The organism is Mycoplana azooxidifex (assembly GCF_014196765.1).
In the GTDB taxonomy this organism is placed as follows: Bacteria; Pseudomonadota; Alphaproteobacteria; order Rhizobiales; family Rhizobiaceae; genus Mycoplana; species Mycoplana azooxidifex.
Genome location: NZ_JACIEE010000009.1, coordinates 139698 through 159885 on the forward strand (window position 1 = coordinate 139698; position 20188 = coordinate 159885).

Here is a 20188-nt window from a genome sequence, read left to right on the forward strand (position 1 = left end):
GGCTGCCCCTCATCCGCCTGCCGGCACCTTCTCCCCGCAGGCGGGGAGAAGGGCGATGGGGCCGAGACGCCGTTCTCGCGGCAGAAGGTCGGAAGGATGGGGGGAGGCATGGTGCGGATGGGATGGGGAGATCAGCGACGACGCCAGCCGCTTGCGTCTTCCGGCGACCGGAGAACATGGCGGGGCCATGCGGTGCGTTTCCTTCTCCCCGCTTGCGGGGAGAAGGTGGCCGGCAGGCCGGATGAGGGGCGGGGGATCGGTGAAGCACCCCGCGTCCCCATCCTCGCTGCCGTGCCGGAAATCAGGCGGCCTTTTCCTTTGCCGGGTAGTCGGTGTAGCCCCTGGCGCCGCCGCCGTAGAAGGTGGCCTGGTCGGGGGCGTTGAGCGGGGCGTTGTCCCGCAGGCGCTCCACCAGGTCGGGGTTGGCGATGAACAGCTTGCCGAAGGCGACGAGGTCGGCATAGCCGCTTTCGACGGCCTTGGTCGCCAGCTCGCGATCATAGCCGTTGTTGACCATCCAGGCGGCCTTGCCGCCCTTGTTGCGGTAGGCGGCCTTCAGCGCGGCATAGTCGAAGGGCGTCTCTCCCTGCAGGAAGTCGCGGTCGCCGCCGGTCGCACCCTCGATGACGTGGATGTAGGAGAGGCCGTCCGGCAGGCCGGCCACGACATGCTCGAACAGCGGTTGCGGGTTCGAATCGGAAATGTCGTTTGCGGGGGTGACCGGCGAGATGCGGATCGCGGTACGACCGGCGCCGATCTCGGCTGTGACGGCGGCGACGACCTCGAACAGGAAGCGGGCGCGATTTTCGATCGAGCCGCCATAGGCGTCGGTGCGCTCGTTAGTGCCCGAACGCAGGAACTGGTCGAGCAGGTAGCCGTTGGCCGCGTGAATCTCGATTCCGTCGAAGCCGGCGTCGATCGCCGCGCGAGCGGCCTTGCGGTAGTCCTCGACGATGCCGACGATCTCGGAGATCTCGAGCGCGCGGGGCTCGGAGGTGGGGGCGAACGAGCCGGTGCCGTCCTCGTTGATGATATAGGTCTTGGACTTGGCCGTGACCGCGGAGGGGGCGACCGGCTGGCCGCCGTTCGGCTGCAGGCTCGTGTGCGAGACGCGGCCGACATGCCAGATCTGGGTGACGATCTTGCCCCCGGCGCGGTGCACGGCTTCGGTGACGTGCTTCCAGCCCGCCAGCGCCTCCGGCGTATAGAGGCCCGGCACGTCGGCGTAGCCCTGGCCCTGCTGGGTGATGGCGGTGCCCTCGGTGATCAGCAGGCCGGCGGTGGCGCGCTGCTCGTAATAGGTGGCGTTCAGCGTGTTGGGGACGGCGCCCGGCGAACGGTTGCGCGTCAGCGGCGCCATGACGATGCGGTTGGCAAGCTTGAGGTCACCGGCTTCAAGGGGATCGAACAGGCTGGTCATGGTGGTTCCTTTTTAGGTTGGGAGGATCGGCCGCGGCCTTTCAGAGGGGCCGCGGCATTGGGCTGGTCAGAGGGAACTGTCGAGGTGCTTCAGAAAGGCGGCGATCGCTTCCTCGTCCCGCTTGTAGAAGACCCATTGGCCGACGCGCTTCGTGGTGACGAGGCCGGCGCGCTGGAGCGTGGCGAGATGGGCCGAGACCGTCGATTGCGATAGGCTGCAGCGCTCGAACTGGCCCGCACAGACACCCATTTCGAGCGGGTGCTCCTGGCTGGCGAAGTGCTTTTCGGGCTCCCGCAGCCAGGTCAGGATCTGGAGGCGTGCCGGATGCGCCAGTGCCTTGAGGATTTCGACCGTGTCCATCATCGTCTCATTTCGCCATATCGCGATTGATCGATATTTGGATCGCGGATTTTCGATATTCAAGGGCGGCGAGGGCGGATTTGTTTGCACGCGCAAAAAAAAGGGCCTCAAGCGAAGCTTGGGCCCTGTAGGTGTGAAGGTCTGAACCTCCAGAGGGGAACAGCCAATGCGGCGGTACTGGGAGGAAATAGACCGCCAGTCGCATCGGCTATGTTCGATATGGGGCAGTGCGGCTGCGCTTTCAAGGGAAAGGATTATCGCGCCGTTGGGCAATCGGAGAAAATAATTGCAAATGAGCAAAAACCGCTGGCGACAGGGCAAAAAAAGAGGGCCACAAGATGAACTTGGGCCCTTTATAGTTTTGAAGGTAAAAACCTCCAGAGGGGAACAGCTGCTGCGGGTGGCACTGGGAGGAAAACCACCGGATGTGCATCAGCTGGGTGCTGTATGATGGTTTTTTGGGCAGGCGGCAATCTTTTTGTGTGCATGTCAGCCATGCGATGAGCGCAGGCCTTTGTTTCGAGACGCATATTCCAAGAGCTCAGAAGTTCCAGTTGCGCGCCTTGGAGACGATGAAGTCGCGGAAGACCTTCAGCTTGGCCGCATTCTTCATCTCGTGCGGATAGCAGAAATAGGTATCGAAGGAGGGGACGTCCGCATTGGTGACGAGCTGCAGCAGGCCCGGGTCGCGGCCGACGATGTAGTCCGGCAGCATGGAGATGCCGATGCCGAGCAGGCAGGCGCGCTTGATCGAGGTCAGGCTGTTGATCTGCAGCACGGAAGGACGCGGATTGTCCGAATCCCGGCCGGCGATCTGCAGCCAGTTGACGTCGAGCAGATAGTTGGGCGCCGGCTCGCCGAAGGTGATGATCTTGTGGTGGTCGAGATCGTCGATCGACTGCGGCTCGCCGTAGCGGTTGATGTAGGAGGGCGCGGCATAGACGTGCATGTGCACGGTGAAGAGCTTGCGCTGGATCAGGTCGGACTGCTGCGGCTCGCGCAGGCGGATGGCGCAGTCGGCATGGCGCATGTTGACGTCGAGTTCCTCGTTGTCGAGGATCAACTGCACCTGCATGTCGGGATAGAGCGCCAGGAATTCCTGCACCTTGTCGGTCAGCCAGCCCTGGCCGAGGCCGACGGTGGTGGTGATCCTCAGCTTGCCGCTCGGCTTCTCGGTCGTCTCCGTCAGCTGGACGCGGACGCTTTCGAGCTTCATCAGCACGTCGTGCGCGGTGCGGTAGAGGATCTCGCCCTGCTCGGTCAGGATCAGGCCGCGGGCGTGGCGGTGGAACAGCTTGATGCCGACGTCCTGCTCGAGCGCGCTGACCTGGCGGCTGATGGCGGATTGCGACAGGTGCAGCTTGTCGGCTGCGTGCGTGAACGAACCGGCCTCCGCCGCGGCGTGGAATATCCGCAGCTTGTCCCAGTCGAGCGCCATTCTTTCCCCCATATGTCTTCAAGGCGGGGAACGCTGTCCGTTTCCCGCCCGTTGCTGATGAACTGTTCCCACTTCCGCGAGTGCGGGACGGCCCGCCTCGCGTTATAGGCGGCTTCTACTCGGCCGCAATTGCGACAGGCATATGACCCGCGAGATACTTTTCAGTCTCGAGCGCGGCCATGCAGCCCATGCCGGCGGCCGTGACCGCCTGGCGATAGATGTCGTCGGTGACGTCGCCTGCGGCATAAACGCCCGGTACGTCGGTCGCCGTCGAATCGGGCGCCGTCCACAGGTAGCCGTTCGGCTTCTGCTTCAGCTTGCCCTCGAAAAGTTCGACGGCCGGCGCATGCCCGATGGCGACGAAAACGCCGTCGATGGCCATGTCGGTGACAGCACCGGTCCTGGTGTTTCTCAGCCGCACGCCGTTGACCGATGCCGGCATTGGCGGCTTCGCATCGGCGCCGAGATATTCGGTCACTTCGTGGTCCCAGACGATCTTGACGTTTTCCTTGGCGAACAGGCGTTCCTGCAGGATCTTCTCGGCGCGGAACGAATCGCGGCGATGGACCACGGTGACGGTCTTTGCCAGGTTGGAGAGGTAGAGCGCCTCTTCCACGGCGGAGTTGCCGCCGCCGACGACGATCACGTCCTTGTTGCGGTAGAAGAAGCCGTCGCAGGTGGCGCAGGCGGAGACGCCGAAGCCCTGGAACTTGGGCTCGGTCTCGATCCCCAGCCACTTGGCCTTGGCGCCGGTGGCGATGATCAGCGCATCGGCGGTCCAGACGTTGCCGCTATCGGTGTTGATGCGGAACGGCCGCACGTCGAGATCGACCTCGGTGACGAGGTCGTTGACGATCTCCGCGCCGACATGCTGGGCCTGCTTGAGTATCTGCTCCATCATCCACGGGCCCTGCACCGGGTCGGCATAGCCCGGGTAGTTCTCGACGTCGGTGGTGATCATCAGCTGGCCGCCTTGTTCCATCCCCGCGATCAGCACGGGCTCGAGCATGGCGCGGGCGGTGTAGATGGCTGCGGTATAGCCGGCCGGGCCGGAGCCGATGATCAGGACCTTGACGTGACGGGCAGACATGGCTGCGCTCCTTGGCAGTGCTCGCCCGGCGTCGCGGCAGAAGCGCGCTCTCGGGCTCAGTAGGGAAATCGTCGTTCATTTATGAGTGCGGCCCCCCATTATTCAAGGGCAAGGCCGCATTTGCCAACAGACTTGGCGATGGGGCGTGACATTTTTGTGCCTGCGCCTGCAATTATCTTACGTCGGCGAACGGTTTCTGGTAATGCGCGTGCAAAACAGACAGGGGAAGCTCATCCGTGTTTCGCGCAGAACTCGATGCCATCGACATCAAGATCCTCAAGGAACTCCAGGCCGACGGTCGCATGACCAATGTGGAACTCGCCACCAAGGCGGGTATTTCCGCTCCGCCCTGTCTCAGGCGTGTCCGCAAGCTGGAGGAGGCCGGCATCATCCAAGGCTACCATGCGATGCTGAACGCGCCGGCGCTCGGCTTCGACCTCGTCGCCTTCTGCATGGTCGGGCTCAAGCACCAGTCCGAGGCGAACCTGAAGGCCTTTGCCGCGGTCACCGCCGAATGGCCGCTGGTGCGGCAGGCCTGGATGGTATCGGGCGACAGCGACTTCCTGCTGCACTGCGTCGCCGAGAACCTGACGCGGTTCCAGGATTTCGTCATCGAGGTTCTGACGGCCAACGAGCACGTGGACACGGTGCGCACCATGCTGACGATTCGCCAGGTCAAGAAGCTCGGGCTGGTGGAGATCTGAGGCCTTGGCCGGATCCGACCGCCCGTTCTCCCGCTCGCTGGTCAAGCTCGGCGCCCGGTTGCTGCTCGGCCGCAATCTCGCCCATGTGCAGGACTGGTTTCCCGGGCTTTCGATCGACGAGAGGCGGGTGCTGCACTATCGCCGCCGGCCGGTGGCCGCGCTGCAGGACATGGGCATCCTCATCGATGGACCGCGCGAGTGGATCCATGTCGTCGGCTCGGGGCCGTCGGTGGCCGGCGCCGACCTCTCCCGGCTCGAGCCGGCAAGCGCGATCCTTCTGAACGGGGCGATCCATCTCGCCGGTGGCCCGGTCGAAACGCCGCTTGCCGTTGCCGTCGAGGACGAGCGCTTCGTCTACCGGCATTTCGACCTGATGCGGGAGAAGGTCGCCGCGGGCCAGGTCTGCCTGTTTTCTGTCGCGGCCTTACGGGCGATCTGCGAGCACGATCGCGGCTGGCTGTCGGACAAGCGCGTGATCCTCGTCAACGATATCCGCAAGCCCTATGGCCTGCCGCGCCGCACGCCCGCGCAGATCGGGGTGCTCGATTTCGTGCGGCTGGATCCATCGGGAGACTGCGGCTTCTCGCTGCAGCCCGAGCGCGGCGTGTTCCAGGGCGGATCGGTGGCCGTTTCCGCGCTGCAGTTTGCCGTCGCACTTCGCCCGAAGACGATCGGCTTCGCCGGCGTCGATATCCGCAACGCGGCCGAGCCGCGCTTCTACGAGGAGAGGGGGCGGGCCGCCTTCTCCGGCATTGCCGGGGCGGAGGCACGCATCCTGGGGCATGTCGCGCTGGCGAGGCACGTGGCGGCGGAGCAAGGGATCGCGATGGCGAACTTTTCGCCGGTCTCCGCCCTTGCGGACATCGGCATCCCGTTCGACGACCGGCTGGAGCGCCGGCGCTGAGACGGGGCTTGGGAGAGCTACTGCGATAGCAGGCGGCGGTAGACCTCGTCGATGGCCGTCGCCTCCCGTTCGAGGGCGAAGCTCGCGCGAACGTGGTCCAGCGCCCTGGCGCCTGCGGCAATCGTCTTTTCCGGATCGGACATGTAGCGGTCGATCACGGCCGTCAGCGCCGCTCCGTCGCCGGCGGGGACGACGGAACCCGTCTCGCCTTCGATCGTCATCTCCGCATAGGCGCCGGCATCGGACGTCACCACGGCCGTCTGCGAGGCCATGGCCTCCAGCGGGGTGAGGCCGAAGCCCTCGTTGCGGGAGGGGGCGACATAGAGCGCAAGACGGCGATACCAGGGCTTGATGTCGTCGACCTCGCCGAGGAAGACGATGCGGTCGGACAGCCCGGCTACGGCAATCTCCGCCTTCAGGGCGTCGCCGAAGGCCTTGTGCTCGGGCGTGATCCTGCCGGAGATCACGGCGGTCCATTCGGGATGGCGCGGCAGGAGCGCGATCATGGCGCGCACGAAAAGGTCCGTGCCCTTCTGGTGGCGCACGCGGCCGAAGCAGCCGACGAGGTATCTTCCCGGCAGGGCTGTTGCCGAAATCGTGTCGTCCGGGCCTGCGGGCGGGTGGAACCGCTCGAGGTCCACGCCATGCCGGATGACGGTGTGCGGGACGTCGAGGAAGGAGCCGGAGCGGCCGCTGGTGGCGATGACCGCATCCATGCGGCGGATCAGGAATTTCGTGTAGCGGCTGTGGCGGCGCTGGGCGGCCGAGGTGAAGAGCAGCTTCAGCGGCATGCGCAGGAGCGTCTTCATCACGATGCCGGGCAGCATCTCGGTGTTGCGGCGCGCATGCCACACGCGGTGGCTGCGGCCGGCCGGCGGGCGCCAGAGCGAGAGAAGATCGCGGAAGCGGAGATGCGGCAGGTCGTCCGGCAGCCCCGGCCCGAGCGTCGCCACCCGTTGGCCGAGGGCCCGCTGCATCGGCACCAACTGGATTATGGTCGAGGTGACGCCGGAGAGGCGGCGCTTGAAGTTCGGCGCCACGACGTCGACATCGGCGATGTCGACGCGGGCGGCGTCCTTTTTGCGGGAGCCGGTCATGCCTGGCGCATCAGCCCCAGGAGATGGAGAGAATCTCGTAGGCCTTCGAGCCGCCGGGCGCATTGACCTCGATCGATTCGCCGACTTCCTTGCCGATCAGCGCACGCGCGATCGGCGACGAGATGGAGATGCGTCCTTCCTTCACATCGGCTTCCTGGTCGCCGACGATCTGGTAGACCTTCTCTTCTTCGGTGTCCTCGTCGACGAGCTTGACGCGCGCGCCGAACTTGACGGTGTCGCCGGACATCTTGGAGAGGTCGATCACCTCGGCACGGGCGACCAGGTCCTCGAGCTCGCTGACCCGGCCCTCGTTGTGGCTCTGCGCTTCCTTGGCGGCATGGTATTCGGCATTCTCCGAAAGGTCGCCATGGGCGCGCGCCTCGGAAATTGCTTCGATGATTCGCGGGCGCTCCTCCTGCTGGCGCCAGCGCAGTTCTTCCTGCAGCTTGACGAAACCGCCCTGAGTCATCGGTACCTTATCGACCATTTTCCTTTGTCCTTCCCGTCGCGTTGCCATGCTTTCCGCAGGCATGAACGCAAAATAAAACGGTTTCCGGGGCGTTAACCCCGGAACCCGCGGAACTGTTTGAACAGCGCTTATAGCAGAAATCAGCCAGCAAAAGCCAGTTTATTTCCTGCGTCCTTAAGTCCTACCAAGGACAGGCGGAAAACATTTCTGCGACAGAACAGTTCGTTTCCAAAGAGCTAGGCCCTGTTGACAAAGTGGATTCCCAAATCGGCTGAGGCGTGATTCAAGACTGCCTTTTAGGAGGCAGCCATGGCTCGAGGCGATTTGAGTGATGCGGAATGGCGGATCATCGAACTGCTGTTGCCGACCGAGCGTGGTGCAGACGGTCAGGGACGTCCTCTTGGCTTTGCCCTGACAGGTGGCGAAACCTCCGACTACAGCGCCGTTCCCGCTCTTCTTGCCATACCCGTGGGCAAACCCAGGTCATTTCTCGCCGACAAGGGCTACGATGGCGACGCCATTCGCGAAAAGCTAATCCACGGTGTTCGTCCAGTTATCCCGCCGAAGGCGAACCGCAAAACCCGCCATCCTGCGACTTTAGGACATATAAAGGCCGCAACCGCATCGAGCGAATGTTCAATCGACTCAAGCAGTTCCGCAGGGTTGCCACCCGTAGCGACAAAACCCGCATTTCCTTCGAAGCGTTCCTTTCACTGGGGACAGCAAAAATCTGGCTGCCGCACTTCGCGGAACGTCTTTAGTTCACCTCTGGCTCTGCGACGGAAAAGCTTCCGCCGACTGATGAAATCAGTGAGCTTGGCCCATGGATTTTGATGTGTCGTGCCGCCTGCTTCTTGCATTCAGGATCATGATTGATCCGATAGTTACACAATCGTCTCCATCCATTGTGAGAAAGCGCAATCTTTTCCGCCGTCAAAATATCCACGCCGGATGCACCTCTTACTTGCTTGATGAGTTCTGGCCACGACGCTTTCTCTTGAAAGAGCCTGTCTATAAGCGCGAGTATATGCACAACGTAGGACCACTCAAGTTTTCGCTCAACTGACATGACGTTTGGCTGAAATCGCTTGTAAGCCCACCATCGCTTAGCGACTGGAACCTTCGGCCCAACTGAAGGTGGTGACGTGAAGACAGTCGTTATCGTTTCATCTCCGAAATCCGCGACGACCTCAGATGCGACTATCTCCATGCGTTCTCGATCTTCATCGCTGAAGTCCGAGTCAACCAAGAATTCGAGGACAATGTCCTTGTCATTCCAGCCGCACGAAACAGCGGCAAGCGCCGACGAGACTTCCCCAAGCAACGCGTGTTGCACACTCAGTCGAAGTGTTATTTCTCGATCAAACGCGGACATCCAAACCTCCGTCATCGAGCGATCTTATCGCACTATCACAACGGACTTTGTCAACAGGGCCTAACAGTGAGGCCCGGGGCATTTTAGGGCGTGCAGCCGGTCGGGCAGGAGACAACTGCGTCACGACGGATGAAAGGCGCTCTTTGCCGGTCATGCCCAAATGGCGCGAGATCCGGACGACGACGGCCACCGCCCAACTCCAGGTGCCGCCCGGGCTCGCCGGGAGGGAAGTCTGGCGCGGTGGCAGGCCGTGGTGACGGTCTTATGCGAAGTAGCTCTGCAGCGGATGGACCTCGAGCTGGCCTTCCTTGAGCGCCTTGATGGCTTCCGCTGCCGCGGCGGCACCCGCCATCGTCGTGTAGTAGGGCACCTTCTGCATCAGCGCGGCGCGGCGCAACGACTTGCTATCCGAGATCGCCTTGCTGCCGTCGGTGGTGTTGATAACGAGCTGGACCTGGCGGTTGCGGATCGCGTCCTCGATGTGCGGACGGCCCTCCTGGACCTTGTTGACCTTTGTTGCCTCGATGCCCTGCTCTGCGAGGAAGCGGGCGGTGCCGGAGGTGGCGATGACCCTGAAGCCGATCTCGACGAGCATGCGGACGGCCGGCAATACCCGCTCCTTGTCCTCGTCGCGGATGGAGACGAAGACGGCGCCGTCGCGCGGCAGGTCGACACTGGCGCCGAGCTGCGACTTGGCGAAGGCGAGCGCGAAGTTCCGGTCGAGGCCCATGACCTCGCCGGTCGAGCGCATTTCCGGACCGAGCAGCGTATCGACGCCCGGGAAGCGGGCGAAGGGGAACACGGCTTCCTTCACTGCGATGTGCTTGAGGTTGCGCGGATCGGGCTTTTCGCCGTAAGCCGCGATCGCCACGTCGAGCTTCTCGCCGGCCATGACGCGGGCGGCGATCTTGGCGATCGGCGCGCCGATGGTCTTGGCGACGAAGGGCACGGTGCGCGAGGCGCGCGGGTTCACTTCGAGCACGTAGATGGTGCCGTCCTTGATGGCGTATTGCACGTTCATCAGCCCGCCGACGTTCAGCGCTTTTGCCAATGCTTTGGTCTGGCGCTCCAACTCGTCGACGGTCTCGGGCGAAAGCGTGCGGACCGGCAGCGAGCAGGCCGAGTCGCCCGAATGGATGCCGGCTTCCTCGATGTGTTCCATGATGCCGGAGACGAAGACGCTCTCGCCGTCGCAGAGCGCATCGACGTCGACTTCCACCGCGTTGGTCAGGTAGCTGTCGAACAAAAGCGGGTTCTTGCCGAGCAGGGTGTTGATCTGGCCGGTCTTGTCGTTGGGGTAGCGCTGCTTGATGTCCTCGGGCACGAGGCCGGGGACGGTGTCGAGCAGGTAGGTCTGCAGCATCGATTCCGAATGGATGATCTGCATGGCGCGGCCGCCGAGCACGTAGGACGGGCGAACGACCAGCGGGAAGCCGATTTCGCCGGCGACGAGGCGGGCCTGCTCGACCGAATAGGCGATGCCGTTGTTCGGCTGGGCGAGGTCCAGCTTCTGCAGCAGCTTCTGGAAGCGGTCGCGATCTTCTGCGAGGTCGATCATGTCCGGTGCGGTGCCGAGGATCGGGATGCCGTTCTTCTCCAGCGCTTCGGCAAGCTTCAGCGGCGTCTGGCCGCCGAACTGGACGATGACGCCGACCAGCGTGCCATTGGTCTGCTCGGCCTTGAGGATCTCGATCACGTCCTCGGCCGTCAGCGGCTCGAAATAGAGGCGGTCGGAGGTGTCGTAGTCGGTGGAGACCGTCTCCGGGTTGCAGTTGACCATGATCGATTCATAGCCGGCATCCTTCAGCGCGAAGGCGGCATGGCAGCAGCAGTAGTCGAACTCGATGCCCTGGCCGATACGGTTCGGACCGCCGCCGAGGATGACGACCTTCTTCCTGTCCGAGATGCCGGCTTCCGAGCGGGTCTGGCCGGCGAAGGGCTGCTCGTAGGTCGAGTACATGTAGGCGGTCGGCGAGGCGAATTCGGCGGCACAGGTGTCGATGCGCTTGAACACCGGGCGCACGTCGAGGCTGTTGCGCAGTTCCGCCACTTCCTTCGGCCGCTTGCCCGAGAGCGTCGCAAGCCGGGCGTCGGAGAAGCCCATCGCCTTCAGCATGCGCAGGTTCTGCGCGTCTTCCGGCAGGCCGTGCTCGCGGATGCGCACTTCCATGTCGACGATCGCCTTGAACTGGGCGATGAACCACGGGTCGATCTTGGAGCCCTCGTGCACCTCTTCGGCGGTGAAGCCGAGGCGCAGCGCCTGGGCGACCATGCGCAGCCGGTCCGGCGTCGGCGTGGAGATGGCGGAGCGGATCGCGTTCTTGCCGTCACCCTCGTCGAAGCCGGGGATCTCGATCTCGTCGAGGCCGGTCAGGCCGGTCTCAAGCCCGCGCAGCGCCTTCTGCAGCGATTCGGCGAAGGTGCGGCCGATCGCCATGACCTCGCCAACCGACTTCATCGCCGTCGTCAGCGTCGGTTCGGCGCCGGGGAATTTTTCGAAGGCGAACCGTGGGATCTTGGTGACGACGTAGTCGATCGACGGTTCGAAGGAGGCCGGCGTCGCGCCGCCGGTGATGTCGTTTTCGAGTTCGTCCAGCGTGTAGCCGATCGCGAGCTTGGCGGCGATCTTGGCGATCGGGAAGCCGGTGGCCTTCGAGGCCAGCGCCGAGGATCGCGAGACGCGCGGGTTCATCTCGATGACGACGAGGCGGCCGTTCTCGGGGTTGACGGCGAACTGCACGTTCGAGCCGCCGGTCTCCACCCCGATCTCGCGCAGCACCGCGATCGAGGCGTTGCGCATGATCTGGTATTCCTTGTCGGTCAAGGTCAGCGCAGGCGCCACGGTGATGGAATCGCCTGTATGCACGCCCATCGGGTCGATGTTCTCGATCGAGCAGATGATGATGCAGTTGTCCGCCGTGTCGCGGACCACTTCCATCTCGTATTCCTTCCAACCGAGCACCGATTCCTCGATGAGGACCTCGGTGGTCGGCGAGGCGTCGAGGCCGGAGTTGACGATCTCGAAGAACTCCGAGCGGTTGTAGGCGATGCCGCCGCCGGTGCCGCCCATCGTGAATGACGGGCGAATGATCGCCGGAAGGCCGATGGTGTCGAGCGCCTGCGCGCCGATGGCCATGGCGTGGCTCATGTAGCGCTGCTTGCGGTCGGTCTCGCCCAGGTTCCAGGTGTTTTCCAGATCGTCCAGCGCCTTGTCGAGTTCGGGGCCGGAAAGGGACGCCTTCAGCTTGTCGCGCTCGGCCACATGCAGCTTGCGATCGATGTCCTTGATCTCTGTGGCGTTGGCCAAAAGCGAGCGCGGGGTCTCCAGTCCGATCTTGGCCATCGCCTCGCGAAACAGCGCACGGTCCTCCGCCTTGTCGATCGCCTCAGGTTTGGCGCCGATCATCTCGACGTTGTAGCGCTCCAGCACGCCCATGCGCTTCAAGGAGAGTGCCGTGTTCAGCGCCGTCTGGCCGCCCATGGTCGGCAGCAGCGCATCGGGGCGTTCCTTGGCGATGATCTTGGCCACGACTTCCGGGGTGATCGGCTCGATGTAGGTGGCGTCCGCCAGACCCGGGTCGGTCATGATCGTTGCCGGGTTGGAGTTGACCAGGATGACCCGGTAGCCTTCCTCCTTCAGCGCCTTGCACGCCTGGGTGCCGGAATAGTCGAATTCGCAGGCCTGCCCGATGACAATCGGCCCCGCGCCGATGATGAGGATCGATTTGATGTCTTGGCGCTTGGGCATGGCTCTATCCGTTTTCTTGCCTGCGCGAAAAACCGGCCAGGGTGGGAGGTTCACCGGCCGGGGCGCTCAAGGCATCGTCTTAAAAGGCTAGAAGCGGCTTATAGGCAAATGCCAAGCCAAGCGGAACCCCGAAAATGGCGGATCAAACAGAATTAAGAAGGACAATGGCGCGCCGGCATCGGACCGCCGCGCAAGTCTTGCTGCGAGGGTTGTTCCTGCCCGCTTACCGGGATGCCGGATCGGCTGCCTTCAGCGGGAATGCGGTCCGGATGCGAGACGATCGAGTCCGGCAAGCTGATCGATCGACCATCGTCCAGGTCCCCATGCAATGATCGCCAGCGCCATGGCCGCCCATGTCACATGGATCGGCCATCCGTCCGGCACGGTCAGCTGGATGACAATCGTCATGGCGAAAAGCGCGAGTGCGGCGGCGCGGGATGCAAGGCCGAACACCAATAGAATCGGAAGGACGATCTCGGCCGTGCCGGATACAAAGGCGACGGCGCCGGGAAACGGGAAGGAATAGGGCCCGCCCGGCAAGTGTAGCTTGAACTCCGACGAAAAGAGCAGAACCGCGACATCGTTCAGGTGCAGGAAGCCGTCCCACTTGTTGATCCCCGAGCGCCAGAAGGGTACCGCCAGGGCAAGCCGAAGGGCGAGTTGCGCCAGGGACAGCGGGGCAAGATCACCCATGCTCGTACTTGCTCGGCGGAGATATCCGGTGAGGCCCGTGCCTGGCGATTGGCTCGGCATTGGTTCATGTTTCATCTCGTGCTCCGTTCGTTGAAATTCCGCAGAAGGCGCCTGCCTCGATGAGGCCTGCGATCGCGGCGGGCAGGTCGAAATCCGCAAAGGTGGCCAGTGCTTCGCCCGCAGCCCGCCCGAGCGTATCGCCGGCCATCAGACCTTCGATCATCATCGCTGCGTCGGGCGAAATCCGGCGGACCTCCACGTCGAAGACCGGCCGGGTCACCAAAGTCCATTCCGGCTCCGTCGCCATGATCGGTCCGACCGGTGCATCCTGCCGGTTGGCGGAAAAGATGCTGAACGCCGGGTAGCTCGAAGAAAGCAACCGGGTTGCAGGATGGGCGATGAACCGGGTCGCCCCCAGCGCCTCCGGCGCCACGGCAGCCAGCGGTTCCATGGCAAGTACCGCCTCGTCGGCTGCGTGATAGGCATCCAGCCAGGCGCGCTCTATCCGCGCGACATCGGCAAGCCACGGCATCGACCGGGCGTGCTGGTACTGCGCGATGAACGCCGCGAAGTCGTGTCCGTATTCGAAGAGCAACGGGGAGGTCGGCGGCGTCGCGCGGATGTGGAACCGAGCCATGGCGCGGAAGAACTCCGGCCCGGTGATCCGCAGTGTCGTCGGAAATATTGCCGCAAGCGCCCCGATCAGGCTGACGGTGACATTGTTGCGATAGATTCCGAACCGCCGTTCCGCTCCCCCGCCGCCGGTGTCGGTTACGTCCGGCGGGGCTGGCTTTCCGGGATCGAGCAGACGCCCGGCGAAGTGCGCGGCATAGGGCGCGGCCTCGCGTCCCGCGGCAAACCCGAGGCTAGACGGCTGCATGGCGCGCTCCCCTGTCGTCCGTGACTGCGCCGCGGTCCAAGATCGCCTGCGCGGCTGCGGCTTCCCGTGTCAGCGTCAGCCAGTCCGGTATTGCGCTGTCCCACTCGACAAGCGTGGCGATCGGGCCGGTCCTGACCATGACCGTCTCGTACAGCTTCCAGACCGCATCGCCGACCGGCCCGTCGTGGCTGTCGATCAGAAGGAGCTCGCCGTTCTCGTCGCTCTGCGTCGCGTGCCCGGCCAGGTGGATTTCCCGGACAAGGTCGAGCGGATAGTCGGCGAGATAGTCGAGAGCCGACGTCTTGAGATTGGTGGCGGAGACGAAGACATTGTTGATGTCGAGCAGAAGGCCGCAGCCGGTGCGCCGTGCCAATTCCCGGATGAACGCGGTCTCGGCCATTGTCGATTCCGTGAAGGTCAGATAGCTGGACGGATTTTCCAGCAGGATCTGCCGGCCGATCGTCTCCTGCACTTCGTCGATGTGCTCGGCCACGTGCTGCAGCGTGTCTGCGTTATAGGGCAGCGGCAGAAGGTCGTTGAAATAGGTGGTTTCATGCGTTGACCAGGCCAGGTGCTCGGAGACGAGCGCCGGCTCGTAGCGCTCGATCAATGCCTTGAAACGCGTCAGGTGCTGCCTGTCGAGCGGCTGCGGGCCGCCGATCGACAGGCAGACGCCATGGATGGAGACCGGGTAGTCCTCCCGGATGCGCGACAGCGCGCGATGCGGCGGGCCGCCATCTCCCATATAGTTCTCCGCATGGACCTCGAAGAACCCCTGCCGGCGACCCTGCTGAAGGATCGCGGGCAGATGCTCGTGCTTGAAGCTGGTTCCCGCCATGCCGTCGATCGGGTAGTCGGGAAAGCGAAGGGCGCGATGCCCGATCGCATGGTTGTTCGGTTCCATCACCGTTTCCTCCGCTTTCCACACGTCTTCGATCAGGCCGGAATGTCGCGGTCCAGGGTCTCCATCGAACCCTTGCGGCCATCGGGCAGTTGCATGGTTGTGCAGGTTCCGCCGTCGACGAACTTCCAGGCGTTGCCCTGGTAGTCGACGGTCGAGGTGCCCTGGCAGGTCGTGCCGGGACCTGCGGCGCAATCGTTCTGCCCCTTCAACGCGACGCCGAAGCACTTCTCCTTGCCGGCATCCATCGCGGACTTGATGTCTGCCTCCGACAGCGGGCTGGCGAGTGCCAGGGACGAAAGTGCCGATGCGACGGCGCCTGCCAGAACCATGGTGCTTACTGCTGAACGAGTTGTCATATCGTATTCTCCAGAGCGGTTTGCTTTCGATGCGCCACATGACGCACATCGGCTTTTTCGCTGGTGGCGGCTTTGCGTTACACTGCCGGTGAACACGACTTCGTGATTACCGCCGCTGGCAAAGGCCAAATACCGTGCGCGACCTGTAACGAACGGAACCTCCCGGGCGAACAGACTGGAGAAGCAGGTTGGACAGAGCGGAGGAGCGCAGTCTCGAGCGAATGCTCGTTGCGGCGATCGACGGCGACGAGCGTGCCTACCGCGCATTCCTCGAGGCAGTGGCGAAGCTGGTGCGGACGTGGCTCAGACGAAAGGTGACCCACGGTAGCCTGGATGCGGAAGACATCGTTCAGGAAACCTTGCTCGCCATCCACCTGAAACGGCACACCTGGCGCAGTGCCGAACCGGTCAGGCCGTGGATCTTCGCCATAGCCAACCACAAGCTGATCGACGCCTTCCGCCGCCATGGTCGCCAGCCGCTGGCCGACAGTCCGGCGCTCGAAGAGGTCGAGGCGGCAGAGCCGGAGGTGCTGCGGAGCTGGGAGATCGACCGGGCGCTGCAGGTGCTGACGCCCGGGCAGCGCTCGGTGGTGACGGCGGTTTCGATCGAGGGCAGTTCGATCCAGGAGACGGCGCGGGACCTGGGGATGAACGAGACGGCCGTGCGGGTCGCGCTGCACCGCGGGCTGGCGGCGATCGCCAGGCGCTTCGGAAGGACATGAAGATGGAGACGAACGACCTGATCAAGGCACTTGCCGCGGATTCGCGGCGCGGGGGGCTCCCCTTGGGACAGGCATGGATCGTAGCGCTGGCGGCCGCGGTGCTCGTGGCCGCCGGCATGTTCTTCCTGCTGCTCGGACCCCGTCCCGATGCCGGTGCTGCGCTTTCCACCGTGCGCTTCGTCTTCAAGTTCCTTTTCACGATTGCGCTGGCCGTCGCCGCCTATCGCCTCGCGGTCGCAGTTTCGCGGCCGGGCGGCAACTGGAGCACGGCGCTGGCCGGAATTATGGTGGCGCCGGTGCTTCTCGCCCTTTCCGTCCTGCTGGAACTGGTCGCAGTGCCGTCTGCGACCTGGGCCGCCCGGCTGGTCGGGACCAACAGCATGGTATGCCTCACCTTCGTTCCCCTGATCGGGTTCATCCCCCTTGTCGTGTTGCTCCTGGCCATGCGGCACGGCGCGCCCGCCAACGCGACTGCCGCCGGCGCCGTGTCGGGGCTGCTGGCGGGTGGGATCGCCGCCACCTTCTATGCCGCCCATTGCCCCGACGATTCGCCGTTGTTCGTTGCCGTCTGGTATCCGCTTGCCATCGCCATCCTGGCAAGCCTCGGAGCGTTGCTCGGACGGCTCGTCCTGCGGTGGTGAGCGGCCGCGGACGCCAGCGTCGGCTTCATGCTGCGGCGATGGCGACGGAGAGACGGCCAAGCCGCCGACCGTGACCGGACATCGCCCATCGTGGCGCTCAATCCGTTTGCAACCCGGGCTCTCCGCCCTATAACTGAATGACAGGAACGAAACCGCCTCTCGGCCGTTTCGACCGTGCAACAGAGGGAACGATCATGGAATGGAAGGGCCGTCGGCAATCCAGCAATGTCGAGGATCAGCGCGGGGCTGGCGGGCCCGGCGGTTTCGGCCGCGGCGGCGGCTTCCGCATCCCGATGGGCGGCGGCCCGCGCCGCGCCGGCGGCGGCCTGAGCATCGGCACCATCATCTTCCTGGTCGTGATCTATTTCGTGCTGAAGATGATGGGCATCGATCTGCTGCAGGTCCTGGGGCAGGGCGGCGGCGGGCAGGTGAACCTGCCGGGCTTCGAGCAGACCGAGAGCGCCACGCGGGCCAACTCGCCGCAGCAGGAAGAGACCAAGCAGTTCATGGCGACCGTGCTCGCCGAGAGCGAAGACGTCTGGAACGGCATCTTCCAGGCGAGCGGCGAGCAATATGAGGAGCCGAAGCTGGTGCTCTTCTCCGATTCCATCCAATCGGCCTGCGGCTTTGCCTCGGCCGCATCCGGCCCGTTCTATTGCCCGGGCGACCACAAGGTCTATCTCGACATGGGCTTCTTCGACGAACTGGCGAGCAAGTTCGATGCTGCGGGCGATTTCGCCCAGGCCTATGTCGTCGCCCACGAGGTCGGCCACCATGTGCAGAATCTCACCGGCGTGCTGCCGCAGTTCAACAACGCCCGCCAGCGGATGAGCGAGGCGGAAGCGAACCAGATGTCGATCCGCGTCGAACTGCAGGCCGACTGCTATGCCGGCATCTGGGGCAAGTACACCGAGCAGAAGGGCCTGCTCGACGTCGGCGACATCGACGAGGCGCTGAACGCGGCCGTTCAAATCGGCGACGACACGATCCAGAAGCGCATGCAGGGCTATGTCGTGCCCGAGAGCTTCAACCACGGTACCTCCGAGCAGCGCCAGCGCTGGTTCAAGCGCGGCTTCGACAGCGGCCGGGTGCAGGACTGCGACACGTTCTCGAACGACGTGTGAGGCGTTTGACACGCCCGACCGGCATGATCGCCCGGTCGGGTGGCCTGGAGAGCGGCTCCTTTTGGCGTCTGGGCTAGCGAATGAGGAAGGCGGTGGCGTAGAGCCCCAGCGCAAATGCGGTGTGGGCCAGAAGGCCCATCAGGCGGACCTTGTTCGGTTCCGGGGTCTTTGACGCCGCCCAGCCGAGGCCCATGCCGGGCTGCATCAGGAACCAGCCGGCGGCGATGGTGACGATGCCGAAGAGCCAGGCGGGCAGGAAGCTCGGCGCGGCAAACCAGCCCGTCCCGACGATCAGCGCGAATATGATGCCGTACAGAATGCCGACGACGTAGTGGCCGGTCCAGCCCAGGGCATTCTCATGACGATAGGGCTTCGCATCCGCGATCGCCTCATGGAACACCTTCCCATCGGCCAGATGCCGGAACCATCGCCCGCCGGGAGCCCAGTTCGGCTTCGGCTGTCCAAAGGCGACGTGCAGCAGGACGGCCCAGAGGTCCATCGCAACGGTTCCGCCGACGCCGATCAGTACGCCACGCCAGATAAGCTCGATCATTCAGTCCGCCCCCTTGATCCCCGCAGCCGACAGAGCGGCGTTTTCTTCGCGGGTCCCGAAAAATCTCGAATCGTCGTCCGCAATCGTAGCGGATGCGATACGGCAACCCAAGGTGTCCCGGTAGGGTGGTCGGGGTCTTGCCCGGCGCGGGGGTAGTGTGTGCCGGTGGAATTCCTAAAGGAGGACGGCGCCGGGCCGGCTGAGTGGCCCGATGGATCAATTCTTGCGATCCTCGCATCAAGAATACTGCGATGTTCACGTATTGTTTCGCGCGCCGTTCCGGATTATGACGCTTTACACCGAGAATTCTGCGATTTTCGCGCCGGGATGCCTTCAGATGATCGAAGAGAAAAACGTCCGCCGGGGGCTGATCCTCGTCTTCATGATCATGTTTCTCGACGTGATCGGCATTGCCATCATCATGCCGGTGCTGCCGAGCTTCCTGGCGGAGCTGACGGGGGCCGACATCGGTACGGCGGCCATCGACGGCGGGTGGCTGCTGATCGTCTATTCGGCCATGCAGTTCCTGTTCGCGCCGCTTATCGGCAACCTGTCCGACCGGTTCGGGCGGCGGCCGGTGCTGCTCGTCTCCGTCTTCACCTTCGCGATCGACAACCTGATCTGTGCGCTTGCGACCAGCTTCTGGATGCTGTTCGTCGGCCGGGTGCTGGCGGGGATCAGCGGCGCCAGCTTCGGCACCGCCGCTGCCTATATCGCCGACGTCAGCACCGACGAGACGCGGGCGAAGAATTTCGGGCTGATGGGGATCGCGTTTGGCACCGGCTTTGCCCTCGGTCCGGTGATCGGCGGATTCCTCGGGGAATTCGGCCCGCGCGTTCCCTTCTTCGGCGCCGCACTGCTCGCCCTTCTCAATTTCGCGGCCGCCTGGGCGTTCCTGCCGGAAAGCCTGGAGGCGCGGCATCGCCGGCGCTTCGAGCTCAAGCGCTCCAATCCGCTCGGCGCGCTGCAGCAGATGCGCCACTATCCCGGCATTCTCTGGGTTCTGCTCGTCTTCTTCTGCTACTGGCTCGCCCACTCCGTCTATCCGGCCGTCTGGGCCTTCGTCTCAGCCTATCGCTACGGCTGGTCGGAAGGGCAGATCGGGCTGTCGCTCGGCATGTTCGGCATCTGCGCCGCGCTGGTGATGGCGTTTGCGCTGCCGCGCATCGTTCCGGTCCTCGGCGAATGGCGCACGGCAGCGCTCGGCCTTTCGTTCGCAACACTTGGGCTTGCCGGATACGCCGCCTCCTGGCAGGGCTGGATGATCTATGCCGTGATCCTGCTGACGGCAATCGAGAACGTTGCGGACCCCGCGCTGCGATCGATCGCGTCGGCAAAGGTTCCCCCGTCCGTGCAGGGCGAACTGCAGGGCGCGCTCTCCAGCCTTTCGAGCGTGACGACGATCGTCGGGCCGCTGATCTTCACACAGATGTTCGGCTTCTTCACAGGCCCGGCCGCGGCCGTCTCGTTTGCCGGCGCGCCCTATGCGCTGGCGGCCTGCATCCTGCTTGCGGGCGTCGTCCTTTTCGTTCTCAAGGTCCGCAACGACGCCAGTCCGGTCCCCGTCGCCGTCGAAGCGGCCGGCTAGGTCAGGTTTGCAGGGATTGCGGCAACTTTTGCCGATTTTTCCGGAAATCGGCGCTCGACGCTGCATTTTCTCGCCGGTTTTTGCCACTCCTGCGTCGAAATCTCACGATTTTCGCGCCGAAC

The 20188-nt window shown here is 64.1% G+C and carries 20 protein-coding genes and 1 pseudogene; 8 read left to right on the forward strand and 13 right to left on the reverse strand.

The genetic code is table 11. The features are described from left to right. Positions 1 to 301: 301 nt before the first annotated feature. Both GGQ64_RS21010 and GGQ64_RS21015 read right to left on the reverse strand, forming a co-directional pair. Positions 302 to 1420, reverse strand: coding sequence for an alkene reductase (locus GGQ64_RS21010; protein ID WP_183807292.1), 1119 nt, complete (start codon positions 1418 to 1420; stop codon positions 302 to 304). A gap of 66 nt (positions 1421 to 1486) precedes the next feature. Continuing rightward, positions 1487 to 1780 (reverse strand): ArsR/SmtB family transcription factor, encoded by a 294-nt coding sequence (locus GGQ64_RS21015; RefSeq protein WP_183807293.1) that lies wholly within the window; start codon positions 1778 to 1780, stop codon positions 1487 to 1489. Between GGQ64_RS21015 and GGQ64_RS21020 the strand changes: the two genes are divergently transcribed. Then, positions 1773 to 1925 (forward strand): hypothetical protein, encoded by a 153-nt coding sequence (locus GGQ64_RS21020; RefSeq protein ID WP_183807294.1) that lies wholly within the window; start codon positions 1773 to 1775, stop codon positions 1923 to 1925. The two genes, GGQ64_RS21015 and GGQ64_RS21020, sit on opposite strands and share 8 nt — an antisense overlap. 396 nt (positions 1926 to 2321) lie before the next feature. Here the strand turns inward: GGQ64_RS21020 and GGQ64_RS21025 are convergent, their stop codons facing one another. Continuing rightward, positions 2322 to 3218: a LysR family transcriptional regulator VtlR gene (locus GGQ64_RS21025; protein WP_183807295.1), complete on the reverse strand. Its 897-nt coding sequence runs from the start codon at positions 3216 to 3218 to the stop codon at positions 2322 to 2324. 115 nt (positions 3219 to 3333) lie between these two features. Then, positions 3334 to 4308, reverse strand: coding sequence for a thioredoxin-disulfide reductase (gene trxB / locus GGQ64_RS21030; RefSeq protein ID WP_183807296.1), 975 nt, complete (start codon positions 4306 to 4308; stop codon positions 3334 to 3336). Between the two features lie 236 nt (positions 4309 to 4544). On the opposite strand from trxB, the gene GGQ64_RS21035 reads away from it, so the two are divergent. After that, positions 4545 to 5012, forward strand: a complete 468-nt coding sequence (locus tag GGQ64_RS21035; protein ID WP_183807297.1) for a winged helix-turn-helix transcriptional regulator — start codon at positions 4545 to 4547, stop codon at positions 5010 to 5012. Between the two features lie 4 nt (positions 5013 to 5016). Further along, a complete protein-coding gene (locus tag GGQ64_RS21040) occupies positions 5017 to 5916 on the forward strand; it encodes a glycosyl transferase (RefSeq protein ID WP_183807298.1) in 900 nt (299 codons plus the stop codon). A gap of 17 nt (positions 5917 to 5933) precedes the next feature. Here GGQ64_RS21040 and GGQ64_RS21045 read toward each other — a convergent pair whose 3' ends face one another. Both GGQ64_RS21045 and greA read right to left on the reverse strand, forming a co-directional pair. Further along, on the reverse strand, positions 5934 to 7013 hold the full coding sequence (locus GGQ64_RS21045) for a glycosyltransferase family 4 protein (RefSeq protein ID WP_183807299.1): 1080 nt from the start codon (positions 7011 to 7013) through the stop codon (positions 5934 to 5936). A 10-nt stretch (positions 7014 to 7023) separates the two neighbouring features. Next, positions 7024 to 7500, reverse strand: coding sequence for a transcription elongation factor GreA (greA, locus tag GGQ64_RS21050; protein ID WP_183807300.1), 477 nt, complete (start codon positions 7498 to 7500; stop codon positions 7024 to 7026). 360 nt (positions 7501 to 7860) lie between these two features. Between greA and GGQ64_RS21055 the strand changes: the two are divergent. Next, positions 7861 to 8243, forward strand: a pseudogene (locus tag GGQ64_RS21055) (IS5 family transposase); the annotation flags it as partial. Here the strand turns inward: GGQ64_RS21055 and GGQ64_RS27880 are convergent. The 6 genes from GGQ64_RS27880 to GGQ64_RS21085 all read right to left on the reverse strand — a co-directional run bounded on the left by GGQ64_RS27880 (position 8240) and on the right by GGQ64_RS21085 (position 15438). Next, positions 8240 to 8857, reverse strand: coding sequence for a MafI2 family immunity protein (locus GGQ64_RS27880; protein WP_246422824.1), 618 nt, complete (start codon positions 8855 to 8857; stop codon positions 8240 to 8242). The pseudogene GGQ64_RS21055 and the gene GGQ64_RS27880 sit on opposite strands and share 4 nt — an antisense overlap. Positions 8858 to 9119: 262 nt before the next feature. Next, positions 9120 to 12605 (reverse strand): carbamoyl-phosphate synthase large subunit, encoded by a 3486-nt coding sequence (carB, locus tag GGQ64_RS21065; protein WP_183807301.1) that lies wholly within the window; start codon positions 12603 to 12605, stop codon positions 9120 to 9122. Between the two features lie 249 nt (positions 12606 to 12854). Then, positions 12855 to 13298 (reverse strand): DoxX family protein, encoded by a 444-nt coding sequence (locus tag GGQ64_RS21070; RefSeq protein WP_246422825.1) that lies wholly within the window; start codon positions 13296 to 13298, stop codon positions 12855 to 12857. Positions 13299 to 13362: 64 nt separating this feature from the next. Further along, a complete protein-coding gene (locus GGQ64_RS21075; protein ID WP_183807303.1) occupies positions 13363 to 14178 on the reverse strand; it encodes an HvfC/BufC N-terminal domain-containing protein in 816 nt (271 codons plus the stop codon). After that, entirely contained in the window at positions 14165 to 15082 is a 918-nt protein-coding gene (gene bufB, locus GGQ64_RS21080; protein ID WP_183807304.1) for an MNIO family bufferin maturase, read from the reverse strand. The genes GGQ64_RS21075 and bufB overlap by 14 nt, the downstream gene beginning before the upstream one ends. Positions 15083 to 15114: 32 nt before the next feature. After that, entirely contained in the window at positions 15115 to 15438 is a 324-nt protein-coding gene (locus tag GGQ64_RS21085; protein ID WP_183807305.1) for a BufA1 family periplasmic bufferin-type metallophore, read from the reverse strand. A 188-nt stretch (positions 15439 to 15626) separates the two neighbouring features. Here GGQ64_RS21085 and GGQ64_RS21090 point away from each other — a divergent pair, with 188 nt between their 5' ends. The 3 genes from GGQ64_RS21090 to ypfJ all read left to right on the forward strand — a co-directional run bounded on the left by GGQ64_RS21090 (position 15627) and on the right by ypfJ (position 17925). After that, a complete protein-coding gene (locus tag GGQ64_RS21090; RefSeq protein WP_183807306.1) occupies positions 15627 to 16160 on the forward strand; it encodes a sigma-70 family RNA polymerase sigma factor in 534 nt (177 codons plus the stop codon). Between the two features lie 2 nt (positions 16161 to 16162). Then, positions 16163 to 16801 (forward strand): NrsF family protein, encoded by a 639-nt coding sequence (locus GGQ64_RS21095; protein ID WP_183807307.1) that lies wholly within the window; start codon positions 16163 to 16165, stop codon positions 16799 to 16801. A 194-nt stretch (positions 16802 to 16995) separates the two neighbouring features. Beyond that, positions 16996 to 17925 carry a KPN_02809 family neutral zinc metallopeptidase gene (gene ypfJ, locus GGQ64_RS21100; RefSeq protein WP_183807308.1) on the forward strand — a complete coding sequence of 310 codons (930 nt, stop codon included), beginning with the start codon at positions 16996 to 16998 and terminating at the stop codon, positions 17923 to 17925. Positions 17926 to 17998: 73 nt separating this feature from the next. On the opposite strand, the gene GGQ64_RS21105 is transcribed toward ypfJ, so the two are convergent. After that, complete coding sequence (locus tag GGQ64_RS21105) at positions 17999 to 18478, reverse strand: DUF2938 domain-containing protein (protein WP_183807309.1); 480 nt, start codon at positions 18476 to 18478, stop codon at positions 17999 to 18001. 337 nt (positions 18479 to 18815) lie between these two features. Between GGQ64_RS21105 and GGQ64_RS21110 the strand changes: the two genes are divergently transcribed. Next, complete coding sequence (locus GGQ64_RS21110) at positions 18816 to 20066, forward strand: TCR/Tet family MFS transporter (RefSeq protein WP_183807310.1); 1251 nt, start codon at positions 18816 to 18818, stop codon at positions 20064 to 20066. Positions 20067 to 20188: the final 122 nt, after the last annotated feature.

Bases quoted from the DNA above. Each gene is read 5' to 3' on its own strand.
- GGQ64_RS21010 (WP_183807292.1), bottom strand. From the start codon at position 1,420: ATGACCAGCCTGTTCGATCCCCTTGAAGCCGGTGACCTCAAGCTTGCC.
- GGQ64_RS21015 (WP_183807293.1), bottom strand. From the start codon at position 1,780: ATGGACACGGTCGAAATCCTCAAGGCACTGGCGCATCCGGCACGCCTC.
- GGQ64_RS21025 (WP_183807295.1), bottom strand. From the start codon at position 3,218: ATGGCGCTCGACTGGGACAAGCTGCGGATATTCCACGCCGCGGCGGAG.
- trxB (WP_183807296.1), bottom strand. From the start codon at position 4,308: ATGTCTGCCCGTCACGTCAAGGTCCTGATCATCGGCTCCGGCCCGGCC.
- GGQ64_RS21045 (WP_183807299.1), bottom strand. From the start codon at position 7,013: ATGACCGGCTCCCGCAAAAAGGACGCCGCCCGCGTCGACATCGCCGAT.
- greA (WP_183807300.1), bottom strand. From the start codon at position 7,500: ATGGTCGATAAGGTACCGATGACTCAGGGCGGTTTCGTCAAGCTGCAG.
- GGQ64_RS27880 (WP_246422824.1), bottom strand. From the start codon at position 8,857: ATGTCCGCGTTTGATCGAGAAATAACACTTCGACTGAGTGTGCAACAC.
- carB (WP_183807301.1), bottom strand. From the start codon at position 12,605: ATGCCCAAGCGCCAAGACATCAAATCGATCCTCATCATCGGCGCGGGG.
- GGQ64_RS21070 (WP_246422825.1), bottom strand. From the start codon at position 13,298: ATGGGTGATCTTGCCCCGCTGTCCCTGGCGCAACTCGCCCTTCGGCTT.
- GGQ64_RS21075 (WP_183807303.1), bottom strand. From the start codon at position 14,178: ATGCAGCCGTCTAGCCTCGGGTTTGCCGCGGGACGCGAGGCCGCGCCC.
- bufB (WP_183807304.1), bottom strand. From the start codon at position 15,082: ATGGAACCGAACAACCATGCGATCGGGCATCGCGCCCTTCGCTTTCCC.
- GGQ64_RS21085 (WP_183807305.1), bottom strand. From the start codon at position 15,438: ATGACAACTCGTTCAGCAGTAAGCACCATGGTTCTGGCAGGCGCCGTC.
- GGQ64_RS21095 (WP_183807307.1), top strand. From the start codon at position 16,163: ATGGAGACGAACGACCTGATCAAGGCACTTGCCGCGGATTCGCGGCGC.
- ypfJ (WP_183807308.1), top strand. From the start codon at position 16,996: ATGGAATGGAAGGGCCGTCGGCAATCCAGCAATGTCGAGGATCAGCGC.
- GGQ64_RS21105 (WP_183807309.1), bottom strand. From the start codon at position 18,478: ATGATCGAGCTTATCTGGCGTGGCGTACTGATCGGCGTCGGCGGAACC.
- GGQ64_RS21110 (WP_183807310.1), top strand. From the start codon at position 18,816: ATGATCGAAGAGAAAAACGTCCGCCGGGGGCTGATCCTCGTCTTCATG.